20 protein-coding genes are annotated in these 21,581 nt (G+C 67.2%); 15 read left to right on the forward strand and 5 right to left on the reverse strand.

The genetic code is table 11. The annotated features are described in order from the left end of the window. Window positions 1–86 precede the first annotated feature (86 nt). A complete protein-coding gene (locus ACQPW1_RS40595) occupies window positions 87–716 on the reverse strand; it encodes a TetR/AcrR family transcriptional regulator (protein ID WP_433658316.1) in 630 nt (209 codons plus the stop codon). Between the two features lie 239 nt (window positions 717–955). Here ACQPW1_RS40595 and ACQPW1_RS40600 point away from each other — a divergent pair, with 239 nt between their 5' ends. The 5 genes from ACQPW1_RS40600 (at window position 956) to ACQPW1_RS40620 (ending at window position 7,162) form a co-directional block, all read left to right on the forward strand. After that, window positions 956–2,323, forward strand: coding sequence for a flavin-containing monooxygenase (locus tag ACQPW1_RS40600; RefSeq protein WP_433658318.1), 1,368 nt, complete (start codon window positions 956–958; stop codon window positions 2,321–2,323). Window positions 2,324–2,327: 4 nt separating this feature from the next. Continuing rightward, window positions 2,328–3,473 carry a serine hydrolase domain-containing protein gene (locus ACQPW1_RS40605; protein WP_433658320.1) on the forward strand — a complete coding sequence of 382 codons (1,146 nt, stop codon included), beginning with the start codon at window positions 2,328–2,330 and terminating at the stop codon, window positions 3,471–3,473. After that, the gene (locus ACQPW1_RS40610) at window positions 3,473–4,513 is read left to right on the forward strand and encodes an NAD(P)-dependent alcohol dehydrogenase (RefSeq protein ID WP_433665468.1); all 1,041 of its coding nucleotides are present in this window, start codon (window positions 3,473–3,475) and stop codon (window positions 4,511–4,513) included. The genes ACQPW1_RS40605 and ACQPW1_RS40610 overlap by 1 nt, the downstream gene beginning before the upstream one ends. A gap of 18 nt (window positions 4,514–4,531) precedes the next feature. After that, a complete protein-coding gene (locus tag ACQPW1_RS40615; RefSeq protein WP_433658321.1) occupies window positions 4,532–6,181 on the forward strand; it encodes a class I adenylate-forming enzyme family protein in 1,650 nt (549 codons plus the stop codon). A 123-nt stretch (window positions 6,182–6,304) separates the two neighbouring features. Continuing rightward, window positions 6,305–7,162 carry an alpha/beta fold hydrolase gene (locus ACQPW1_RS40620; protein WP_433658323.1) on the forward strand — a complete coding sequence of 286 codons (858 nt, stop codon included), beginning with the start codon at window positions 6,305–6,307 and terminating at the stop codon, window positions 7,160–7,162. A 9-nt stretch (window positions 7,163–7,171) separates the two neighbouring features. On the opposite strand, the gene ACQPW1_RS40625 is transcribed toward ACQPW1_RS40620, so the two are convergent. Then, window positions 7,172–7,456: a hypothetical protein gene (locus tag ACQPW1_RS40625; RefSeq protein ID WP_433658325.1), complete on the reverse strand. Its 285-nt coding sequence runs from the start codon at window positions 7,454–7,456 to the stop codon at window positions 7,172–7,174. Window positions 7,457–7,659: 203 nt separating this feature from the next. Here ACQPW1_RS40625 and ACQPW1_RS40630 point away from each other — a divergent pair, with 203 nt between their 5' ends. Beyond that, window positions 7,660–8,691 (forward strand): DoxX family protein, encoded by a 1,032-nt coding sequence (locus ACQPW1_RS40630; RefSeq protein ID WP_433658327.1) that lies wholly within the window; start codon window positions 7,660–7,662, stop codon window positions 8,689–8,691. An 8-nt stretch (window positions 8,692–8,699) separates the two neighbouring features. On the opposite strand, the gene ACQPW1_RS40635 is transcribed toward ACQPW1_RS40630, so the two are convergent. Next, on the reverse strand, window positions 8,700–9,131 hold the full coding sequence (locus ACQPW1_RS40635; RefSeq protein ID WP_433658329.1) for an STAS domain-containing protein: 432 nt from the start codon (window positions 9,129–9,131) through the stop codon (window positions 8,700–8,702). 48 nt (window positions 9,132–9,179) lie between these two features. On the opposite strand from ACQPW1_RS40635, the gene ACQPW1_RS40640 reads away from it, so the two are divergent. Continuing rightward, window positions 9,180–9,311 carry a hypothetical protein gene (locus tag ACQPW1_RS40640; protein WP_433658330.1) on the forward strand — a complete coding sequence of 44 codons (132 nt, stop codon included), beginning with the start codon at window positions 9,180–9,182 and terminating at the stop codon, window positions 9,309–9,311. A gap of 5 nt (window positions 9,312–9,316) precedes the next feature. Here ACQPW1_RS40640 and ACQPW1_RS40645 read toward each other — a convergent pair whose 3' ends face one another. Further along, complete coding sequence (locus ACQPW1_RS40645; RefSeq protein ID WP_433658332.1) at window positions 9,317–10,000, reverse strand: hypothetical protein; 684 nt, start codon at window positions 9,998–10,000, stop codon at window positions 9,317–9,319. 298 nt (window positions 10,001–10,298) lie between these two features. Here ACQPW1_RS40645 and scoE point away from each other — a divergent pair, with 298 nt between their 5' ends. From scoE to ACQPW1_RS40685, 8 genes are read left to right on the forward strand one after another with little or no spacing between them, the layout of a single operon-like run. Beyond that, the gene (scoE, locus tag ACQPW1_RS40650) at window positions 10,299–11,174 is read left to right on the forward strand and encodes a (3R)-3-[(carboxymethyl)amino]fatty acid oxygenase/decarboxylase (RefSeq protein WP_433658334.1); all 876 of its coding nucleotides are present in this window, start codon (window positions 10,299–10,301) and stop codon (window positions 11,172–11,174) included. Further along, window positions 11,171–11,710: an FcoT family thioesterase gene (locus tag ACQPW1_RS40655; protein WP_433658336.1), complete on the forward strand. Its 540-nt coding sequence runs from the start codon at window positions 11,171–11,173 to the stop codon at window positions 11,708–11,710. The genes scoE and ACQPW1_RS40655 overlap by 4 nt, the downstream gene beginning before the upstream one ends. Continuing rightward, complete coding sequence (locus ACQPW1_RS40660; RefSeq protein WP_433658338.1) at window positions 11,707–13,245, forward strand: long-chain-fatty-acid--CoA ligase; 1,539 nt, start codon at window positions 11,707–11,709, stop codon at window positions 13,243–13,245. Before ACQPW1_RS40655 ends, ACQPW1_RS40660 begins: the two co-directional genes overlap by 4 nt. A gap of 5 nt (window positions 13,246–13,250) precedes the next feature. Further along, on the forward strand, window positions 13,251–13,487 hold the full coding sequence (locus tag ACQPW1_RS40665) for a phosphopantetheine-binding protein (protein WP_433658339.1): 237 nt from the start codon (window positions 13,251–13,253) through the stop codon (window positions 13,485–13,487). After that, window positions 13,451–17,875 (forward strand): amino acid adenylation domain-containing protein, encoded by a 4,425-nt coding sequence (locus ACQPW1_RS40670; RefSeq protein WP_433658341.1) that lies wholly within the window; start codon window positions 13,451–13,453, stop codon window positions 17,873–17,875. Before ACQPW1_RS40665 ends, ACQPW1_RS40670 begins: the two co-directional genes overlap by 37 nt. Next, entirely contained in the window at window positions 17,869–18,918 is a 1,050-nt protein-coding gene (locus ACQPW1_RS40675) for an ABC transporter substrate-binding protein (protein WP_433658343.1), read from the forward strand. Before ACQPW1_RS40670 ends, ACQPW1_RS40675 begins: the two co-directional genes overlap by 7 nt. Continuing rightward, entirely contained in the window at window positions 18,915–19,961 is a 1,047-nt protein-coding gene (locus tag ACQPW1_RS40680; protein ID WP_433658345.1) for a FecCD family ABC transporter permease, read from the forward strand. Before ACQPW1_RS40675 ends, ACQPW1_RS40680 begins: the two co-directional genes overlap by 4 nt. Next, window positions 19,958–20,746, forward strand: coding sequence for an ABC transporter ATP-binding protein (locus ACQPW1_RS40685; protein ID WP_433658347.1), 789 nt, complete (start codon window positions 19,958–19,960; stop codon window positions 20,744–20,746). The genes ACQPW1_RS40680 and ACQPW1_RS40685 overlap by 4 nt, the downstream gene beginning before the upstream one ends. Window positions 20,747–20,748: 2 nt before the next feature. Here the strand turns inward: ACQPW1_RS40685 and ACQPW1_RS40690 are convergent, their stop codons facing one another. Continuing rightward, a complete protein-coding gene (locus ACQPW1_RS40690) occupies window positions 20,749–21,528 on the reverse strand; it encodes an SDR family NAD(P)-dependent oxidoreductase (protein ID WP_433658349.1) in 780 nt (259 codons plus the stop codon). Window positions 21,529–21,581: the final 53 nt, after the last annotated feature.

Genomic DNA, 21,581 nt, shown 5'->3' on the forward strand with positions numbered 1-21,581 from the left:
TACGAAATCGAGTCCCAGAACACGATTCCCGCGAAGCCAGCGAATACCGAGCTACGGCGGCCGGAGCGCACGAATCGCCCCGTCGGTCAGCTCTTTGCGGCAGGCGCCTGTAGCGCGGGGAACCAGATATCGGTGAGCACCTCGGCGGCCCGCTCGGCCGACACATTGATGGTCCCCTGCACCGCCCAGCGGGTGAAGAAGCGCTCGAGTTGGGCGACAAGCAGTTCCACCCGCAGCCGCGCCTCGTCGGCACGCTCGGCGGGCCAGCGGGCGAGGTAGGAGGTCATCGCGTTGGGCAGGGCGATGATGCCGTTGCGGGCGATCTCGCGGAACTCCGGCTCCAGCGCGGTCGCCTCGTCCCAGGCGGGCAGCAGGTCGCGGTATTCGTGGAACCACTCGATGGCCCGGGTCATCCAGGCGACGAATTCGGCGCGAGAGCCGGTGTCCAGCACCCGGTCCAGGTCCTCGTAGAAGTGCAGGGCGCTCGGCGCGGTGCTCTGTTCGGCGATCGCGCGCAGCACCTCGAGCTTGCTGGTGAAGTGCAGATAGAAGGTGGCGCGGCTGCAGCCGACGGCGGCGGCGATGTCGTCGACCCGCACCGCCGCGTAGCCGCGCGTGCTGAACAGCTCCTTCGCACCGGCCATCAGCCGGGCCCTGGTCTGCTGCTTCTGCTCGTCCCGCAGACTGCTGCCCGCCGGATTCGGGTTCGTACGCAACGGCCACCTCTTGTCGGTCGAAAGTTCTGCTGACGTGCGACTTTCGGTGAGCAAGTCTACTGATCTGCGCGATATCCACCGCCTTCACTAGACAATACGTCATTCACTAGACACCGTGTCTACCGAGTGTTACCTTGTTGCCTACGTCACTCCGGAAGCCCAACGGCTACGGACGGTTTCGGCGCCGGGCGCGCCGCCGCAGGCAGGGTGACAGCCCTCCCAGCACGAGGACAAGTGAATTGACTCAAACCGATCTGCCCAAGGTCTGCATCATCGGCGCGGGCCCGTCCGGGATCACCACCGCGAAACGTCTGCAGGACTTCGGTATTCCATTCGACCTGTTCGAAGCGTCCGACGAGGTCGGCGGGAACTGGTACTTCAAGAATCCCAACGGGATGTCGGCGTGCTACCAGTCGCTGCACATCGATACCAGCAAGTTCCGGCTGGCATTCGAGGACTATCCGGCGCCGGCAGGCTGGCCGGATTTCCCGCACCATTCGCAGCTGTTCCAGTACTTCAAGGATTACGTCGACCATTTCGGCTTCCGGGACAAGATCCTGTTCGATACCAAAGTCACCGCGGCCGAACGGCAGGCGGACGGCCGCTGGCTGGTCACCTCGACCGACGGCCGCACCCGCGACTACGACGTGCTGATCGTCTGCAACGGGCACCACTGGGATCCGCGCACCCCCGACTACCCCGGCGAATTCGACGGCGTGCTGATCCACAGCCATGCCTACAACGATCCGTTCGATCCGGTCGATATGCGCGGCAAGAAGGTGGTGGTGGTCGGCATGGGCAATTCCGGGCTGGACATCGCCTCGGAACTGTCGCAGCGCTTCGTCGCGGAAAAGCTCACCGTCTCGGCCCGGCGCGGCGTCTGGGTGTTGCCGAAATACGTGAACGGCAAGGTCGGCGACAAGCAGAGTGTGCCGCCGTGGATTCCACGCAAGATCAGCATGAAACTCAAGCAGCGCTTCGTCCGCAAGTTTCGCGGCGACATGGAGTTCTACGGGCTGCCCAAGCCCGATCACCTGCCGTTCGAGGCGCATCCGTCGGCCAGCGAGGAATTCCTGCACCGCGCGGGCTGCGGTGACATCGCGTTCAAGCCGGCCATCACCGCGCTGGAGGGTTCGCGCGTGCGCTTCGCCGACGGCAGCACCGAGGAGGTGGACGTGATCGTCTGCGCCACCGGATATCACATCAGCTTCCCGTTCTTCTCGGATCCGAACCTGGTGCCGGACGAGCAGAATCGCATCCCGCTGTTCAAGCAGATGATGAAGCCGGGCGTGGACAACCTGTTCTTCATGGGGCTCGCACAACCCCTGCCGACGCTGGTGAACTTCGCTGAGCAGCAGAGCAAGTTGGTCGCCGCCTACCTGACCGGCAAGTACCTGCCGCCCTCGGAGTCGGAGATGCACGAGGCGATCCGCGCGGCCGAGGAGCGCCGGAGTGGGCGCTACTACAATTCGCCGCGGCACACCATCCAGATCGAGTTCGAGCCGTATGTGCGTGACATGAACAAGGAAATGGCCAAGGGTGCGAAGCGCGCCGCAGCCAATGGCAACGCCCTACCGGTGCCCGCCAGGGCGCTCGAGAACGCGTAAGACGATGACTACTTCTGGATTCTGTTCCGACCAATTCGCCGGTGTACGAGAAGAATTGGCGAGCCAGATCGCCTCGGGCGAGGAGCTCGGCGCGGCCATCTGTGTGACGGTCGACGGCGAACCCGTCGTCGATCTGTGGGGCGGGCACCGTGATATCGAACGCACGGTGCCGTGGACCGAGGACACCCTGGTCAACGTCTTCTCGATCAGCAAGACGATGACCGCGCTGTCCGCGCTACTGCTCGTCGATCGCGGCGAGCTGGACGTGCGGCAGCGGGTCGCGCACTACTGGCCGGAGTTCGCGGCGAACGGCAAGGGCGACATCGAGATTCGGCACATCCTCGGGCATACCTCCGGTGTCTCCGGCTGGGAACGACCGGTCGAGCTGGCCGACATCTTCGACACCGAAGCGGCCAGCGCCCGGCTCGCCACCCAGCCGCCCTGGTGGGCACCGGCCACCGCGTCGGGCTATCACGCGCTGAACTACGGGCACCTGGTCGGCGAGGTGATCCGCCGGATCACCGGCCGCGGCCTCGGGCAGTTCTTCGCCGAGGAGCTCGCCGGTCCATTGGCCGCTGACTTCCATATCGGCACCGGCCCCGAACACCACCACCGCATCGCGCCGCTGATCCCGCCGCCGCAGCTGGAGTTCGACATGGCCTCGCTCGATCAGACGAGCATCCTGGTCAAGACCCTCACCAGTCCGCTGCTCGATCTCCAGGAGGCCAACAGCGCCGCCTGGCGGCAGGCCGAGATCGGTGCGGTGAACGGGCACGGCAATGCCCGTTCGGTGGCACGCATTCAGTCGCTGGTGTCCTGCGGCGGCGCCTTGGACGGCCGAAGGATGTTGTCGGAGAAGACGATCGACCTGATCTTCGAACAGCAGTCGGACGGCGTTGATCTGGCGTTGCTGGTGCCGCTGCGCTTCGGCATCGGGTACGGACTCCCCCAGTCGCAAACCGCACCACAGGTTCCCGAGGGTCGGGTGTGCTGGTGGGCCGGACTCGGCGGCGCCATCGTCGTCAACGACCTCGATCGCCGAATCACCTTCGCCTACACCATGAACAAGATGGCACCGGGCCTGATCGGCTCCGCGCGCGCCGACGCCTACCTGCGCTCGGTCTTCAACGCGGTAGGGGTCGGCGCGTGATGCGGGCGCTGCAACTCACCGAGCCGGGTGTGCTGGAGCTGCGCAAGGTGCCGATCCCCGCGATCGGCCCGACCGATCTGCTGCTGCGGGTCGGCGCGGCCGGGATCTGCCATTCCGACCTGCATGTGCTGCACATTCCGTTCCGCATACGCGACGAGCCGCTCACCCTCGGACACGAGGTCGCGGGCACCATCGAGGCGGTCGGTGCGGAGGTCGACGGCCGCGCCGCCGGAGACCGCGGCATCGTCTACCTGTGCTGGTCGTGCGGCGTGTGCCGGGAATGCGTGCGCGGCAACGAGAATGTCTGCCTGGCCGCGGGGCGCACCGCGATGCCGCCGTGTCCCGGGTTGGGGCCAGATGGCGGCATGGCCGAGTACATCCGCATTCCGGCAAGCTCTTTCGTGCCGATCGGCGACCTCGACTTCGTGCAGGCGGCCCCGCTCGCGGATGCGGCGCTGTCCAGTTATCACGCGATTCGTGGTGCCCGCGAACACCTTCGGCCCGGTTCGGTCGCGGTGGTGATCGGCATCGGCGGGCTCGGTCATGTCGCGGTGCAGATCCTCGCCGCGACCAGCGCGACCCGGGTGATCGCCGTCGATATCGGCGCGGACAAGCTCGAATTGGCCGCCCGGTGCGGCGCGGCCGAGGGGCTGCTCGCCGGTGCCGGCACCGCGCGCGACATTCTCGACCGCACCGACGGTCGCGGGGCCGACGCGGTCTTCGACTTCGTCGGCGTCGACCAGACCGCCACGCTCGCCGTGGAATCGGTGGCGCCGAACGGCGCCTACCGGATGATCGGCCTCGGCGGCGGCGCACCGGAGATCACTGCGGGTCCGGCGGGCGGGCCCGGTTGGCCATGGGGCGCCTCCGTTCGAAAGTCGTACGGCGGCACCAAATCCGACTTGATCGAGTCCGTCGCCCTGGCCCGCTCGGGCAAGCTCAGGGTCGAGGTCGAGCGCTACGACCTGGCGGCAGGCCGCGACGCGCTCGACCGGCTGGAGCGCGGTCTGGTCACCGGCCGCGCGGTATTGGTTCCGTAGATTAGGGAGTGGCGGTAGATGACAAAGCCTTTTAACCCGCAGGCGTTCGCCGCTGCGGCGGTGGCCCGGCTGACCGGCCCCGGTGGGCGCTTCGAGATGGTGGTCGAGGACGTGCTCGGCGCACCGCTGCCGGTGTTGCGCGACCGCGGCAAGTCGCTCGGCGATGTGCTGGCCGGGTCGATCGCCTGGGGTGAGCGCGACTACCTCGTCACCGAGGACCGCCGGATGTCGTTCACCGACCACGCGGCGGCGGTCGGCGGGCTGGCCAGGGCGCTGCGCGACCGCTACGGCATCCAAAAGGGCGACCGCGTCGGCATTCTCGCCGCGAACACCCCCGAATGGGTCATGACGTTCTGGGCGGCGCAATGCCTCGGTGCGATCGCGGTGGGCTACAACGCGTGGTGGACACCGCGCGAAATCGCCTACGGCGTCGAGCACACCAAGCCCGCCGTGCTGGTCGTCGACGCGAAACGCGCGGCACTGGTGGCAGAGTTGGATATTCGGGTGCCCGTGCTCACCATGGAGGACGAACTGCCCGCGTTGAGCGCCGAATTCGGTTCCGGCGCACTTCCGCTCGCGGAAATCGACGAGGACGACCCGGCGGTCATCCTCTACACCAGCGGCACCAGCGGACGGCCGAAGGGCGCGGTGCATTCGCACCGAAACATGCTGGCGGTCATTGGCTATCACCAGTTCAACGACGCACTGGGCGCCGAGTTCGCGGGCGCGACCGAGCCGCCGAGCGGCCGCAGGTTCCTGCTCACCTCCCCGCTGTTCCACATCGCCAGCCTGCACAACCTGGTGGTGCCCCGGCTGGTGACCGGCGACACGGCGGTGATCTACCAGGGTTCGTACGACGCGGATCGGGTGCTGCGGCTGATCGAGCGCGAGCGCATCACCAACTGGGGTGCCATGCCGACCATGGCCACCCGACTGCTCGAACAGGATCTGTCCCGGTACGACCTGTCCTCGCTGGCCTCGTTCTCGCTGAACTCGGCGCCGTCCTCCGCGGCGCTGCAACACCAACTGCGCGAACAACTTCCGGTGGCCAAGACCGCGCTGGTGACCAGCTACGGACTCACCGAGTGCAGCACCGCGGCCACCCTGGCCAGCCCCGCCGAACTCGCCGCCTTCCCGGATACGGTGGGGCGCCCCGTGATCGGGGCCACCGTGCAGGTCCGCGACAGCGCGGGCAACCCCGTTCCCGACGGCGTCGAAGGCGAGATCTGTCTGCGCAGCACGTACGTGATGCTCGGCTACTGGGACGACGAGGCGGCGACCGCGGCCGCGATCACCGCGGACCGCTGGCTGCGCACCGGCGATATCGGCGTGCTGACCGACGGCAGGCTCCGATTGTCCGGTCGCCGTTCGGATCTCATCCTGCGCGGCGGCGAGAACGTCTACCCCACCGAGATCGAACAGTGCCTCGAGGAACACCCGGCGGTCCGCGAATGCGCGGTCGTCGGCGTACCGCACCCCGACCTCGGCCAACAGGTCGCCGCCTTGGTCGTCATCGAAAACGCCTCGGCGACAACCGAAGAAGAGCTACGCGCCTTCACCGCCGAACGGATCGCGTACTACAAGGTGCCTGCCCGCTGGCGCCTCACCACCACGGCACTGCCGCGCAACGCGACCGGCAAGGTGGTGCGCACCGGCATCGAGGTGTAACCCGCCTACGACGAATCCAGCGAACACCAGAACCGCCGAAGTCCCAGCTCACCGCTTGACAACATCGTAAAATTGGCAGCGGATCGGGTGACGTGTTCGCCCGGCCGCTCGCAAGGAGTCAATGTGGACATTTTCGAGCATCAGGGCAGGGCTGTGGCCTTCGAGCGCGCCGGTAGCGGCGCGCCGGTGGTGTTCCTGCACAACGCGGGCACCCAACGCCATATCTGGGACGACCAGGTGGCGGCGTTGCAGCGCGACCATCAGGTCTTCGCCCTCGACCTGCCCGGTTACGGTCAGTCCGACCAGCCTGCGGACGGCTACCGCCTCGCCGACTATGTGCGCATGCTGGGCGCCTTCCTGGATACCCACCGTCTCAACGACGTGGTGCTGGTCGGCAACTGCCTGGGCAGCGCCACCTCGCTGAGCTACGCCATGGGACATCCGGACCGGGTCCGGGCGCTCGTCCTGATCAATCCACTGACCTGGGACACCGTCAGCTCCGGCCAGTCCGCGGCCATGGCCTGGGCGGACGCGCGGCTGCCGCTGGGACCGCTGGCCCGCAGGCTCGCGCTGCCCGGTCGCGCCGTCTCGATGATCGTCGCCAACCAGCTCGGTTCCCGCGGCAAGAGCCAGCAGCTGCAGCACTCCCCGCGCCTGCGCGCGCACTGGTCCGATCGCGGCCGCCTGCTCGCCTTGCACGAGCTCGTCCAGGACTTCCCGGCCTACGCCGCCTTCGACCGGTTCGACCCGCCCGCTGACTTCCCCCCGATCTGCACGGTCTGGGGCCGGCAGAACCGCATCCTCTCAGCCCGCGCGGGCGGCCGCCTCAATCGCAAGCTGCACGTCCAGACGGCGGTCGAGCTGCCAGACTGCGGCCACCTCCCGATGGTGGAGGACCCGGACCGGATCACCTCGATCATCACCGATTTCCTGGCGACGACGAGCCGGTCCACGGTTCCGAAGGCCGTCGGCGGTTCCTGAGCACTCGGCTCACAGCGGTGCCGCCGTCGGGTACAGCTCCATGAAACTGTCCGAACGCACACCGCAACCGGCGCACTCGAATTCGATGCCCATGTTGAGCAGCCAGTGGATCCGGGTGTGACACGTATCGCACATGAAGTCGACGCCCTCGGTGTGGCAGCAGGCGCGCTTACGGATGAACCATTCGGCGCGATGTCGGCAGGGGACCGTATCGAAGCGGAAGGTGCAGCCGGGCGCGACCGGGAGCGGGGCGACGATCGCCTCGAAAGCCGTTGGGGCGGTGATGAAGTTCATCGGCGGTACCTTCCGGCGGAGCATGGCGGACCATGTCGGGCGGATCTACTCGGATCCACACCCTGCTGATCGTTCGCCAAATATTTGCCGTTACTCGGTGTAGATTCGACGTCCGATACGCCCGTTACTCCCCGTCCACCGGGTTTGATGCGACACCTTCCGGGAACCCGGTCGAATAGAGCCGTCGAGGAAAGGGATCCGTCATGTTGTTACGCCGACTTGCCCGCCCGCTTTTGGCCACTGTCTTTGTCGTGGAGGGTGTCGATACGTTGCGGCACCCGGAAACACGCGTCAAGGCGGCGACCGAGCTGGTGCAGCGAGGCCAGCGTCAGCTGCCCGAGGAATACGCCGCGAAGTTGCCGAGTGATCCAGGGACTGTCGTACGGATCAATGCGGGCGCTCAGGTAGCTGGTGGTGTGCTGCTCGCGCTCGGCAAGGCGCCACGCCTGGCCGCGCTGGTCTTGGCCGCGACCGTCATCCCGGCCACGGTCACCGAGCAGGACTTCTGGAACGAACCGGACCCGGCGCAGAAGGCGAGCAAGCGGAACGCGTTCCTCAAGGACCTCGGCCTGCTCGGCGGGCTGATGATCGCCGCCGCCGATACCGAGGGCAAGCCTTCGCTGGGCTGGCGCGGTAAGCGCGCCGCCCGTGATGCCGCCGCGACGGTCACCGCCGCACTGCCGTTCACCGGCTCTTCGGACGGGACGACCGGCGAGGTGCTGAAACGTCGCGCGCACGAAGTCGCCTCGGCGGCAGGCAGTTTCGGCAGCGCGGCGGCCGCCAAGGGTTCCGAGCTCGCCGAGTCCGTGCAGCACCACAGCCCCGAATGGGCCGCTGCCGCAAAGGAACACGCCGCCCCGCTGGCGGAGACGGCCAAGGAGCGCGGCGCGGAACTGGCCGATGTGGCCAAGCACCGCGGCGCCGAATGGGCCGAGCTCGCGCGGGAGCGCGGACCGAAGTGGGCCGAGCTCGCCAAGGAGCGCGGCGCCGAGCTGGCCGAACTCGCCTGGGAACGCGGGGCGGAACTGGCCGATGTGGCCAAGCATCGCGGCGCGGAATGGGCCGAGCTCGCCAAGGAGCGCGGCGCCGAGTTCGCGGAGGTCGCCAAGGAGCGCAGTGCCGAGCTGGCGGACACCGCGCGGGAGCGCGGTCCCGAACTCGCCGACACCGCACGTAAGCGCGGCGGTCGGTTCGCCGACACCGCTCGGCACCGGGTCGGGAAAAGGCTGAACTGAGCCGAAAGCTAGGCCGTCTCTTCGTATCCGACCGTGCCGTCGGCCAGGGCGGCGCCCAGCGACCTCACCCGATGGAAGCTGGGCGCCAAGCCGGTCACCTCGAGCGCGCGATCGACACAGCGCGCCTCGGTGATCAAAACCATTCGGCGCCTGGCCTTTTCGGCCTGGCGCTGGGCGTCGACCAGTACCCGAAGTCCGGCGGCCCCCAGGAAGGTGACCGGTGACAGGTCGAGCACGACCAGGACGGGACCGGCGCCGAACACCCGGCAGAGCTGATCACGGAAGCTCGGCGCGGTACGTAGATCGATCTCGCCGCCCACCTGCATCATGGCGATATTGCGGCGCGGACAGCACACCGAAAAGCGAAGCACGTCAGCGACTTCCAGTGCCGACCGGTCCAGAGGTGGGGCAGCGAACCGCTCGTTGTCGTTGAGGGACATATGCCGACTCCTCGGCCTGTCTCCACACGGGACAGACCTGTCTACCTAGTGAAGCATGGCAGGTCAGCTCTGTACAGCGTCGAACAGCAGTCGCACCGGCTCGGCAACATTCGCGGCGTCGTCCGGGCGCGCGCCGAGGAGGCGGGCCTGCGCGATCCGGATGACTTCGCCAGGTCCTGAGCCGCTCAGCTCGTCGCTTGTTTGCCCATCGCGCCCGCGAACAGCAGGCCGCCGATGACCGCGGCGGGGACGCCGAGCGCGATGGTGCCGATGATCGCGCCGATGGGGGCCGCGGCGGCGCCGGTCACCAGGCAGCCGCCGAGGAAACCGGGGACGGCCAGGACACCGATGGTCGGGACGGCCGCCGCCGCGCCGACCAGCGCGCCGCCCGCGACACAGCCGATACCCGCACCGATGGCCGTGCCGATCAGGGTGCCGAGGGCGACGCCGAGGCCGGCGACGGTGGCGAAGTTCATCACGGCGGTGTTGAAGTCGGTGGATTGCGGGTCGATGGCGATGTCGCGCAGCTCGGCCGGGGCGGGCTGGGCGGGCTGGGCGGCGGCCGGGTCGGTACTCGGGGTCAGAGTCGCGGTGTTGCCGTCGATCTTCGCTGTGATGGGCCACACTTTGTTGTCGCGTTGATAGCTGAGCGGCATCGAAACGAGCAGCCGTCCGGTGCGGTCGTTGATCAGGAATTGCCCGTCACCCGCGGTCAGTGAGCCCGCATCGGTGGTCAGCACCACCGACTTGTCGACCGCGCTTGCGGTGTAGTGCATTTCCGGTGCCGGGTCGGCGTGTGACGTGCCCGCCGAACCGACCAGCGCGGCAACCGTGCACGCGGCCAGTGTCACGAATGTTGTTCTACCCATGGGGATCCCTCATCTTCTCGCCTCGGCACAATCCGGGCGCGCGGTCGCCAGTACACCGACGGTGCCCTGTTGAATACGAAAGTTGTTGCGAAGAAGCAGTATTGGCGAGTCAGCCGAGACTGGTCGGGTCGCCGTGCGGAGCGGTACTCGGTACCGCGGAAGGACGCTAGCCCCAGTCGGGCTCGCCGTGCAACCAGTGTTCGCCGAGTGTCGGCCAGCTCACAGCGATCGCCGTGACACGGACAAAACACGCGAAATTGCCGGGAACTACAGGGCGTAGTGGGACGACTAAGTGGTTATGCAGCGAACAGCCATGCGGATCAGCCCGCAGGGAGATTTCGGTGTGCTGGTCGAGGACTTCGACCCCACATCGCACGAGGACATCCGCGCGGTCAAGCGTGCCGTGTACCGCGAGCGGATCGCGGTGATCAAGGGCATCGAGCTCGATCCGCGCCAATTCGTGGCGCTGGCAAGTGGTTTCGGCGAGCCGGTCCGGTACTACGAGCCGATCTACCACCACCCGGACGTGCCCGAGGTGTTCGTCTCGTCCAATGTCGACACCGGTAAGCAGCGGGTCGGCGTGCCCAAGACCGGGAAGTTCTGGCATTCGGACTACCAGTTCATGGCGCGCCCGTTCGACCTGACGTTCACCCACACCCAGGTGGTGCCCACGCACAGTCGCGGCACCTATTTCATCGACCTGGCCCGCGCATACCAGCAGCTCAGCCCCGAGTTGCGGCGTTCGGTCGCCGACACGGTGGCGACGCACAGCGTCCGCCGGTACTTCAAGATCCGGCCGAGCGATGTCTACAAGCCCGTCTCGGAGTTACTCGCCGAGATCGACCGTAAGACGCCGCCGGTGACGCTGCCTACGGTGCACGCGCACCCGCACACCGAGGAGCCCGTGGTGTACGTCAGCGAGGGCCTCACCGAGTCGATCACCGCGGCCGATGGCACCGACCGACCCGATCTGCTGCACGAATTGCTTTCTGCCACAGGGCAGCTCGATGACACCTTCGAGCATCCCGCGATCCGTCTGCAGACCTTCGACCGGGGCGATCTGCTCATCTGGGACAACCGCAGCCTGGTGCACCGGGCGCTGCACAACTCCACCTGCGAGCCCGCGGTGTCGCACCGGGTCACCGTGTACGACGACGAGGGCATCCCGGCATGACCGGCGAGGTGTTCCCGAACGATCCGTGGCTGCTGTCGGAGGTGCTGCGCTGCTACAAACCGCATTGCCGCTATCTGCGCGAGCTGACGGTCGAGGCACAGGGCGAACAAGCCACTGCCACTGGAACATTCGAGATTCCCGAATCCTGCTACATCGACGCGACCGGTCATCTCAATTCGGTCGAGGTGAACATCTGCTACAACCAGATGCTCTATCAGACCATCGCGGTGCTGGTGCGGCATCGCGCCGGATCGCTGTTCGGCGACTGGACCATGGACGACTACTGGCGACGCCAGCTGCCCGACATCCTGATCACCCGGCTCGACAGCGAATATCGACGGCCGATCGATCCGCGGCGGTTCTACGGCGAGTTCGTCCTCGGCGGTAGTCAGGAACGGACAAGTTCGGTCGACGGTGCACCGTTCACCTCGCTGGACACGTCGTTTCGGTATTGGGACAACGAGGGCGGGCAGTGCGCGGGCACTGTTCGGTTGGCCATCGTGACGGCGGCCCGCCCATTGGGAGCGGTGCGATGAGTGCACCCACCGTGACCTCGATCCTCGCCAAGCACGCGCGGAATCGGCCGGACACCCTCGCCATCGCTTGCGCCGGAGTGGGACTCGACTACGCGGGGCTGCGTGCCGACAGCATCCGGCTCGCCCGCGCCCTGCGTGCCGCGGGCATCGGCAAGAACAGCCGCGTTGCATACCTGGGCAAGGAGTCCGTCTACTACTACGGCCTGTTCTTCGCCTGCGCGCGGCTCGGCGCGGTGCTGGTGCCCATCAACTTCCGGCTGACCGCGCCGGAGGTCGAACACATCATTCGCGACTCGGGCAGTGCGCTCGTGCTGGTCGACGCCGATACCGCCGACATCGCCCGGTCCGCCGCACCGGCCGTGCGGTCGGTCCTGCTGGACGGCGACGAGTTCGCCGGTTGGCTGGCCGATGTCGCTGATCCGGATCCCGACGAGCGTCCGTCGGGTCGCGATGACGCGGTGATCCAGCTGTACACCAGCGGAACCACCGGACTACCCAAAGGTGTTGTGCTGGCGCAGCGCAGCTTCTTCGCCATCGCGGACGCGCTCGACGAGGCCGGGCTGGATTGGATCGACTTCCGCGACGGCGACCGCAACCTCATCGGCATACCCGGCTTTCATGTCGGCGGAATCTGGTGGGCCATGCAGGGTTTCATGGCGGGGGTCACCAATGTGGCGATGCCGCGATTCGACAGCAGCACCGCGGTGGCCATCATCGAGGAAGCCCGGATCACCACGATGTGCGTCGTCCCGTCGATGCTGCGGCTGATCCTCGGTGAGCCACGCGTGACGCCGGAGGCGGTCGGCTCGGTGCGCAAGGTCGTCTATGGCGGATCGCCCATTTCGGAGACGCTGCTGCGGGAAGCCTTGGAGCTCTTCGGTGCCGAGTTCGCGCAGATCTACGGGCTGACCGAAACCGGGAACACCGCGATCTGCCTGCCGCCCAAGGATCATGTCGCGGGCAATCCCCGGTTGGCGGCGGCGGGACGCCCGTATCCCGGTGTGTCCGTGCGGATCATCGATGCGCACGGCGCGGCGCGGGAGCCCGGCGAGGTCGGTGAGATCTGCCTGCACTCACCGGCCGCCATGCTCGGCTACTGGAATCTGCCGAATGCCACCGCGGAAACCCTCGTCGATGGCTGGATCCATACCGGGGACGCCGGATACATCGACGCCGACGGCTACCTGTACATCCGAGACCGGTTGAAGGACATGATCATTGTCGGCGGCGAGAACATCTATCCCGCCGAGATCGAGAACGCTCTCGCCCGGCATCCGGCCGTGGCGGATTCGGCGGTGATCGGCGTACCGGACGACGCGCTCGGTGAATCGGTGTACGCGTTCGTCGCGTGCCGACCCGGCGAGCAGGTTCGAGCGCGCGAGCTGATGACGTTCTCCCGGGAGCACCTGGCGTGGTTCAAGATTCCGGTGCGATTCGAGTTCATCGAACGCATTCCGCGCAATCCGAGCGGCAAGATCCTGCGCTGGCAGCTGCGCGACCGGTTCTGGGCCGACCGGGAGAGGCAGGTGAACTGAGCGCGATGGAATCACTCACCTATGACACCGTACGGGCGGATATCGCCGATGTGCTGTATCTGGAGCCACACGAGCTGGCCGACACCGACGATCTGTTCGCCGCCGGATTGGATTCGGTGCGGCTGATCGGCTTGATCGAGCGTTGGAAATCGCGTGGCGCCGCACCGGCTTTCGTCGACTTGGCCGAGAATCCAACGCTCGCCGCGTGGTGGCCGTTGCTCGCGCCGCGGCCAGGGCCGTGACTTCGGTCGCCACGCGGCCGTTGACCTCCGCACAGCTGGGCGTGTGGCTCGGTCAACAGCTCGATCCTGGTGCGGCGGTCTTCAATATCGCCGAATACGTGGATGTTTCCGGGCCGGTAGCGGTAGACGTACTGGTATCCGCGATCCGCGCGACGGTTGATGAGGCTGCCGCGCTACACATTCGGTTCATCGATGACGGTCCGCAGCAGGTGGTGGCATCACCCGACTGGGATGTCCAGGTGGTAGACGTTTCGGGCGAGCCGGATCCACTGCGCGCCGCGCTGGATCTGATGCACCTCGATGTCTCGCAACCGGTCGATCTGACCAGCGAGATTCTGTTCGCGCACATAGTGTTCCGGCTCGGTGCACGGCGGACGCTCTGGTACCACCGGGTGCATCACATCCTGCTCGATGGCTATGGCATGGCGTTGATCGCGCGACGTGTTGCCGAGCTGTACACGGCGAGCGTGACCGGAACCGAGCCGCCGCCTTACGCATTCGGATCCTGGGACGCTGTCATCGAGGCGGATGCCGCGTACACCGATTCCGCGGATCTCGACCGCGACCGCGGGTTCTGGCTCGACTACCTTCGTGATCGCCCTGCCCCGGTGACCTTGTCCGGTGCGGCTCCGCGCTCGATATCGGTTGCGGGCCAGACACTTCGGGAGTTCACCGCGCTGGATTCCGAGACGGTCGGGCTGTTACGTGGCGTCGCGGAGATCTCCCGCGCCAACTGGACCGATGTGCTCACCGCTGCGATTGCCGCGTACGTGCACCGGATGACCGGAGCCGCTGAGGTGTGTCTCGCGCTTCCGGTCATGCTGCGCACCGGCACGCCCGCACTGCGCGTGCCGTGCATGACGCTCAACGGTGTCGCCCTGTGGGCCGACTTCACGGATGATCCGACGCTGACGGAGCTGACCGGCCGGGTCGCCCGTCACCTGGTCCGCAGCCGACGCCATCAGCGGTATCGCAGCGAGCAGGTGCGCCGTGACCTGGGGTTGGTCGGCAGCGACCGCAGCATGTACGGCCCGTCGGTGAACATCATGCTGTTCGACTACGACCTGCGCTTCGGCGACTGCACCAGCGCGGTGCACAACGTCACCGCGGGCATGATCGACGACCTGGTCTTCAATCTGTACGACCGGATCGACGGCACCGGGCCCACGCTGTATCTCGACGGGCATCCGAGCTCTTATACCTCGGCCGAGCTGGCCACCCATCTACAGCGCTTCACGACCTTCCTCCGCCGCATCCTGGACGAGCCGAATCAGCCCCTCGATGCGGCCAACCTCTTCCTATCCAGGGAACGAGAGTGGTTACGCGCCAGAAGCCGTGGCATCGACCGCCCTCGGCCCGACAGCACCGTGCATGACCTGCTGGCCGCTCAGGTGTCTCGAACCACGACGGCTACCGCGCTCGTCGCAACCGATGCCGAAGGCGCGAAGCGCTCTCTCACCTACGGCGAACTCGCCGCGCGAACACGGGTATTGAGTGGCGTGCTGACCGCAGCAGGTACTGATCGCGGCGACTCCGTAGCGGTGATGCTGCCGCGCACCAGCGACGCGATCGCCGCACTGTTCGCCGTACTCGCTTGTGGTGCAACCTATGTCCCGCTCGATCCCGGTCAGCCTGTCCCGCGACTGGCCTTGCTCCTCGAGGGCCTCGCCGACGGGCCAGAACTCGCCGCCATCATCACCACAACCGAGCTGGCGGCACTGATCCCCGCCGCCCTTCGTGACCGCGCCGTCAGGCTCGACGAATTACCTACTAGCGCAACACAACCAGCCGGTGAACAGCCATCTCTTCCGGTCCGGCTGCACCCCGACCATCCGGCCTGGGTGATTCATACGTCGGGCACCACCGGGACGCCCAAGGCCGTGGTGATTTCGCATCGTTCGGTGGTGAACCTGTACCACCACCATCGCGAGCAGTTGATCGAGCCCGCGGTGACGACGCAGGGCGGGCGGCGGATGCGGGCCGCACTCACCGCGTCGATGACATTCGATACCGCGTTGGAAGGGTTGCTCTGGCTGCTCGCGGGGCATGAGTTGCACTTCATCGATGACGACTTGCGACGCGATCCGGATCGTCTGGTGCGATACATCGGCGAGCAGCGCATCGACTTTCTCGATGTCACACCGACTTTCGCCCATGAACTGCTGGCGGCGGGGCTACTCACCGGCGTACATCGTCCGACGGTGATCGCGCTCGGCGGTGAGGCCGCAGATCCGGCGCTGTGGGCTGCGTTGCGTAAGGAGCCGGGTGTGACTGTCTACAACCTGTACGGCCCAACGGAATGCACCGTCGACGCCACGTGGACCACCGTCGCCGCACATACCGCGCCGTCCATCGGAGTCCCAGTTATCAACGGCCGTTGTCACGTATTGGACCAAGCCCTGCGCCTGGTGCCGCCCGGGGTCGTCGGCGAACTGTATGTCGGCGGAATACCGGTCGGGCAGGGATATCTCGGCCAGTCGTCGGTGACCGCGTCGCGATTCGTCGCCGACCCGTTCGACGCGAACGGCAGCCGCCTCTATCGCACCGGTGATTTGGTGCGATGGCACGAGGACGGTCACCTCGAGTACCTGGGTCGCGGCGACAGCCAGATGTCGTTGCGCGGCTATCGAATCGAGGTCGGCGAGGTGGAGTCGACACTTGCGGCACATTCGCAGGTCGACGCGGCCGCGGTACACCTGCACGCGGAGGTCCTCGTCGCCTATGTCGTGCCTACCTCTGGCGCGGGCGAACCAGAGGCTCAGTCCCTGCGCAGGCACATGGCCGATCGGCTGCCCGATTACATGGTGCCGTCGGTGTTCGTCATGTTGGATCGCCTGCCGCACACCACGAACGGAAAGCTGGATCGCGCGGCATTGCCTGCACCGCCGGATACCGCGTTCACCGAGCGGCCCGCGCGTACGCCCACCGAACGCGCGCTGGTCCGGTTGTTCGCTGAGGCACTCGAGGTCGAGTCGGTCGGCATCGATGACGACTTCTTCGCGCACGGTGGGCATTCGCTGCGCGCGGCGCGGGTGCTGAACGGGGTCAGAGAGGCCTTCGGGGTGCGGTGGGATCTGCGCGCGATGTTCGACACACCTACCGTCGCCGGGCTCGCCGAACGCCTCGGATCAGGACGCGACAGCGACGAGTTGACCTGGACGGCAGCGGATCTAGAGGCAGACACCCAACTCGATGTCGCAATCCGCGCGACGGCCGAACCATCGGCGAAGCTGCGTACGGTGCTGCTCACCGGCGCCACCGGATTCCTCGGAGCGTTCCTGCTGGCAGCTCTGCTCGAACGCACCGACGTACACGTGTACTGCCTGGTGCGAGCGGACGATGACCTCGCAGCATTCCACCGCATCGAATCCGCGTTCGCCCGTTATGGTCTCGACAACGCACCAGCGGATGGCCGCACCGGCCAGGTCACCGCGATCGCGGGCGATCTCGCCCTCCCCCAGTTCGGCCTGTCACCCGCGCGCTATCAGGAGCTGGCCGACGCCGTCGATGTCATCGTCCACAACGGCGCCCGAGTCCATCACTTCGAGCCGTACTCTCGGCTGCGTCCGGCGAATGTCGAAGGCACCGAACGCATTCTGCGGCTCGCGACCACCGGCACGCCGAAACCGGTCCACTTCGTGTCCTCCGTCGACACCGCATTCGCCGTCGACGGCAACCCACCGATCCTGACCGAAGAACGCCGGGTGGCCGCGACTTCGTTGCCGCACAACGGATACGTCGCGAGCAAGTGGGTCGCCGAGGGTCTGGTGTACGCCGCCGCCGACCGCGGCGTGCCGGTCACGGTGTACCGGCCCGGTCGCATCGGCGGTCACTCGCTGACCGGAGCCTCCGGCCCGGATGACGCGTTCTGGAGCCTGATCCGCGCGATGGTCGTGCTCGAGGCCGTCCCGGCCGAGATCTACGACGCGGGCGCCATCGACATGGTGCCGGTGGATTGGGTCGCCGACACTATCGCGCACCTTGTCGCCCACCGGCCGACGGCCCGCACCTTCCACCTGACCAGCCAACGCCCGCTCGCGTTCGCCACCATCGTGGACGCGCTACGCGATCGCGGCTACCCGGTCGCGGCCATCCCCGCCTCGACCTGGCACGCCCGATTGACCGCCATGGCGGATCGCGCGTCGGCACAGAACGACCACGCACTGAGCATTGCCCGCGCGCACACCGCCCACCTGGCACCCCCTGGCGATGCCGTCACCTACGGACGCGACAACCTCCGCGCCGAACTCATCGATTCAGCTCTCCCCCAACCGGATTCGGCAGCCGCACTCACCGCCGGGATCGACTACCTGATCGAGACCCGATTCCTCCCTACGCCACCGGCCGTCCCGGCCATGGCGCAACGATCGAAGAGGCACCAATGCTGATGAAACGCGCGCTGCTGCTGGCACTCGCGGCAAGCACCCTCGCCGTCACCGGCTGCACGACCTCGGTGACCGACGCGGCGGACAACAGGCCGTCGTCGGCTACCGAGGGCGTCACCAAATACCCGGTGTCCCTGGAGAATTGCGGCAAGACCTACACGTTCACCGAGACACCGAAGCGGGTCGTCGTGATGAACGGCGGTTCTGTCGGCGAGGTGTCCTCGCTCATCGCGCTCGGTGTCGGCGACCGCGTAGTCGCGAACGCACAGTCCTACGGCGCCTCCGACGTGCCGGACCGAGCCGCCGCGATCGATGCCCTCCCGACCGGCAACATCACGCCGAACAGCCTCCAGGACATCCCCCGCGAGGCGATGCTGAACCAGCGCCCCGACCTGGTGATCTCCACCGGCGGTGGCGGTTTCGCCGCCGATCAGGGTTTCGCGACCCGCGAGGAGCTTGCCGCCGCTGGTGCCAATACCTATGTGCCCCGGGCGAACTGCGGCGTGACCGGTGCCGTCACCGGCACACCGACGATCGAGGACAGCTACGCCCTGCTACGCGATCTCGGCACCATCTTGGACGTGCCCGGCCGAGCCGACCGCCTCATCGCCGACTCGCAACGCGCCATCGCCGAGACGGCGGCACGCGTCGCCGGGCAACCGAAGAAGAACGTGCTGCTCGTCTTCCCCGGCATGGGTATGGGTGACTCCTCGGACTTCTCCGCGATCGCGGCGGGCGGCCTCTGGAACGACGTGATCGACAAGGCGGGCGGGGTGAACCCGTTCAACCGCGACGACGGCACCACCTTCGTGACGATCAGCAAGGAGCAGCTCGCGGTGACGCCGATCGACGGGCTCGTCGTGGTCAACTACCGCAGCCCCGACATCGACGCGGTTGCCAAGCGGATCCTCGCGCAGTTCCCGCAGTGGAACGCCACCAAGACCAATAACTATGCGGTGCTGGCGGATTCGATCTATCTCGGCCCGAGCAACGATGTCGCCGTGCAGCGCATCGCGAAACTGGTGCACCCCGAGCAGTTCCGATGACCCGCACGACCACCCGTCCGCCCTTGGCGGCGACACCGCTACCGATCGCGCTCGCCGCGTCGGCCGCGGTGCTGCTCGCCGTGATGCTGCTGTCGATCGCCGTGGGCTCGGTCACTGTGTCCGCCGCCGACACCGGCCGGGTGATTCTGGCCCATTTGTCCGGAAAGACACCGGATGTCGGCTTCACCGTCGACCAGATCGTCTGGAACTACCGGCTGCCCCGGGTGATCCTGGCCGCGCTGTGCGGCTGCGGTCTCGCGGTGGCGGGCGTGATTCTGCAAGCGCTGGTGAACAATCCGCTGGCCGACCCGTATGTGCTCGGGTTGTCCTCCGGCGCCTCGCTCGGCGCGGTGACTGTAGTCGTCACCGCAGGCGGCGTACTCGGCGGTGTCGGGGTGGCCGCCGCGGCGTTCTGCGGTGCGATCGCGACCATCGCGGTGGTGTTCCTGCTCGGGCAGCAGCGCGGCACCCTGGTTCCGACCCGGTTGGTGCTGGCCGGTGTCGCGGTGGGCTATCTGCTCCTCGCTGCGACGAACTACCTACAGTTGCGCGCCACACCGAATGAGCTACGGGCGGTGATGTTCTGGACGATGGGCAGCGTCGCCGGTGCCAGCTGGGATCGGCTCGGCACGGTCACCGTGGTCGTGTTGCTGACTGTCGCCGTGGTGCTCGCGTTCGGCCGTCGGCTCAACGTGCTCGGCACCGGCGACGAACAGGCCACCGCGCTCGGCATCGACGTGCGCGCGCTCCGCATCATCCTGCTGGTGCTTGCTTCGCTGCTGACCGGTGTGCTGATCGCGGTGGCAGGCGGACTCGGCTTCGTCGGCTTGATGATTCCGCATCTGGTCCGCCTCGCCTTCGGCCTGGACCATCGGCGGGTGCTACCGCTGTCCGCTTTGGTCGGTGCCGCGTATCTCGTTGCAGTGGACCTGCTTTCGCGCACCATCGACGCGCCCAACGAGTTGCCGCTCGGCATCTTCACCGCCGCGTTCGGTGCACCGTTCTTCCTCTGGCTGCTGCGCCGGAACGGCGGACTCACATGACATCCTCGGCCGAGTTGTCCGTTGCCGGAGTGAGTGTCACGTTCGGCGACGTCCCCGTCCTCGACAAGGTGTCACTGCACGCACCGCCGGGCACGGTCGTCGGCATCGTCGGCCCGAACGGCAGCGGCAAGACCACCCTGCTGCGCACCATCTATCGGTCACTACAGCCCACCACCGGAATCGTCGCGATCGATGGTGCCGACATCTCCGCGATGCCGATCCGCACGGCGGCACGCACGACGGCGGCGGTGCTCCAGAACGGCTCCGGTTCAACAGAACTCACGGTCGCCGAGGTGGTCGGCCTCGGCCGCAATCCGCATCACGGTCTGTTCAGCCGGGACACCGCGACCGACCACCGAACCGTCGAAGACGCCATGACACGAACCGGCGTCACCGCCTACGCCGACCGCACCATCGGCTCGCTGTCCGGCGGCGAACGCCAACGCGTCCTGCTCGCACGGGCGCTCGCGCAACAGCCACACCTACTGGTGCTCGACGAACTGACCAACCACCTCGACGTCCGCGCCCGCTTCGAACTGCTCGACCTGATCCGCACGACCGGCATCACCACCCTCGCGGTGCTGCACGAACTCGATCTCGCTGTGCGCTGCTGCGACCGGCTGGTCGTCCTCGACCACGGCAGCGTCGTCGCGGCGGGCGAGGTGCTGGAGGTGATGACGCCCGAACTACTCCGAAAGGTGTTCGGCGTGCACGCCACCGCAACCCGTCACGACGACGGTGTCATCCGATTGCATTACGCCGCAAAACCTTTGGCAGACGCCTGACCTCACGCGCGCAGGCCGCCGTCGACGCGCAGGACTGTGCCGGTCACATAGGAGGAGCGGTCACTGAGCAACCACGCGGCGGCCTGGGCGATTTCGTCAGGATCGGCCGCGCGGCGCAGCGGTGTGACCGCGTTGAGTCGCTCGATGACACCGGGCGAGCCAGCTTCCCAATCATGGATCATCTCGGTCAGCGTGGTGCCCGGAGCGATCGCGTTGACGCGGATGCCTTCCGGGCCGTAGGTGACGGCCGCCGATTCGGTGAGACTGTTGACCGCCCGCTTCATCGCGCCGTAGGCGGGCAATTCCGGGTTGCCCATCAGACTGCCGACACTGGAGGTGTTGACGATGGCACCCGTGCCCGCGGTCGCCCGGATGGCGGCGACCTCGGCGACCATGGCCAGCCACGGACCCTTGAGGTTCACGGCGTAGACATAGTCGAAATCAGCCTCCTGCACCTGGTCCATCGGGCCGGGCGGCACCCCCGCTGCGCCGTTGTTGAAGGCGACGTCGAGCCGCCCGTAGCGGTCGACAGTGTGGTCGACGGCGGCGCGCACGCCGGCCGGGTCGGCCAGGTCGCACACGACGTAGTCCGCGGTGCCGCCCGCTGCTCTGATCTCCTCGGTCACTGCCTTCAGCTGCGCCTCCGTCCGGGCCGCGAGCACCACTCGGGCACCCTCCCCCGCGAACAGCCGCGCCGCGGCGGCGCCGATACCGCGTCCGGCACCGGTGACGAAGGCGACCTTGTCTGCAAGTAGGCCCGATGTAGTCAGTGTGTTGTCCATGGCATCGAGCCTCGGCCCGGATGCGAAGCCGAGCCACGTACCGGCTGTACCTG

Source organism: Nocardia sp. CA-128927 (genome assembly GCF_050955855.1).
In the GTDB taxonomy this organism is placed as follows: Bacteria; Actinomycetota; Actinomycetes; order Mycobacteriales; family Mycobacteriaceae; genus Nocardia.

Coding starts and splice junctions, on each gene's coding strand:
- ACQPW1_RS40655 (WP_433658336.1), top strand. CDS start 11,171: ATGACCGGCGAGGTGTTCCCGAACGATCCGTGGCTGCTGTCGGAGGTG.
- ACQPW1_RS40690 (WP_433658349.1), bottom strand. CDS start 21,528: ATGGACAACACACTGACTACATCGGGCCTACTTGCAGACAAGGTCGCC.
- ACQPW1_RS40625 (WP_433658325.1), bottom strand. CDS start 7,456: ATGAACTTCATCACCGCCCCAACGGCTTTCGAGGCGATCGTCGCCCCG.
- ACQPW1_RS40615 (WP_433658321.1), top strand. CDS start 4,532: ATGACAAAGCCTTTTAACCCGCAGGCGTTCGCCGCTGCGGCGGTGGCC.
- ACQPW1_RS40610 (WP_433665468.1), top strand. CDS start 3,473: ATGCGGGCGCTGCAACTCACCGAGCCGGGTGTGCTGGAGCTGCGCAAG.
- ACQPW1_RS40675 (WP_433658343.1), top strand. CDS start 17,869: ATGCTGATGAAACGCGCGCTGCTGCTGGCACTCGCGGCAAGCACCCTC.
- ACQPW1_RS40660 (WP_433658338.1), top strand. CDS start 11,707: ATGAGTGCACCCACCGTGACCTCGATCCTCGCCAAGCACGCGCGGAAT.
- ACQPW1_RS40605 (WP_433658320.1), top strand. CDS start 2,328: ATGACTACTTCTGGATTCTGTTCCGACCAATTCGCCGGTGTACGAGAA.
- ACQPW1_RS40685 (WP_433658347.1), top strand. CDS start 19,958: ATGACATCCTCGGCCGAGTTGTCCGTTGCCGGAGTGAGTGTCACGTTC.
- ACQPW1_RS40645 (WP_433658332.1), bottom strand. CDS start 10,000: ATGGGTAGAACAACATTCGTGACACTGGCCGCGTGCACGGTTGCCGCG.
- scoE (WP_433658334.1), top strand. CDS start 10,299: ATGCAGCGAACAGCCATGCGGATCAGCCCGCAGGGAGATTTCGGTGTG.
- ACQPW1_RS40665 (WP_433658339.1), top strand. CDS start 13,251: ATGGAATCACTCACCTATGACACCGTACGGGCGGATATCGCCGATGTG.
- ACQPW1_RS40680 (WP_433658345.1), top strand. CDS start 18,915: ATGACCCGCACGACCACCCGTCCGCCCTTGGCGGCGACACCGCTACCG.
- ACQPW1_RS40630 (WP_433658327.1), top strand. CDS start 7,660: ATGTTGTTACGCCGACTTGCCCGCCCGCTTTTGGCCACTGTCTTTGTC.
- ACQPW1_RS40635 (WP_433658329.1), bottom strand. CDS start 9,131: ATGTCCCTCAACGACAACGAGCGGTTCGCTGCCCCACCTCTGGACCGG.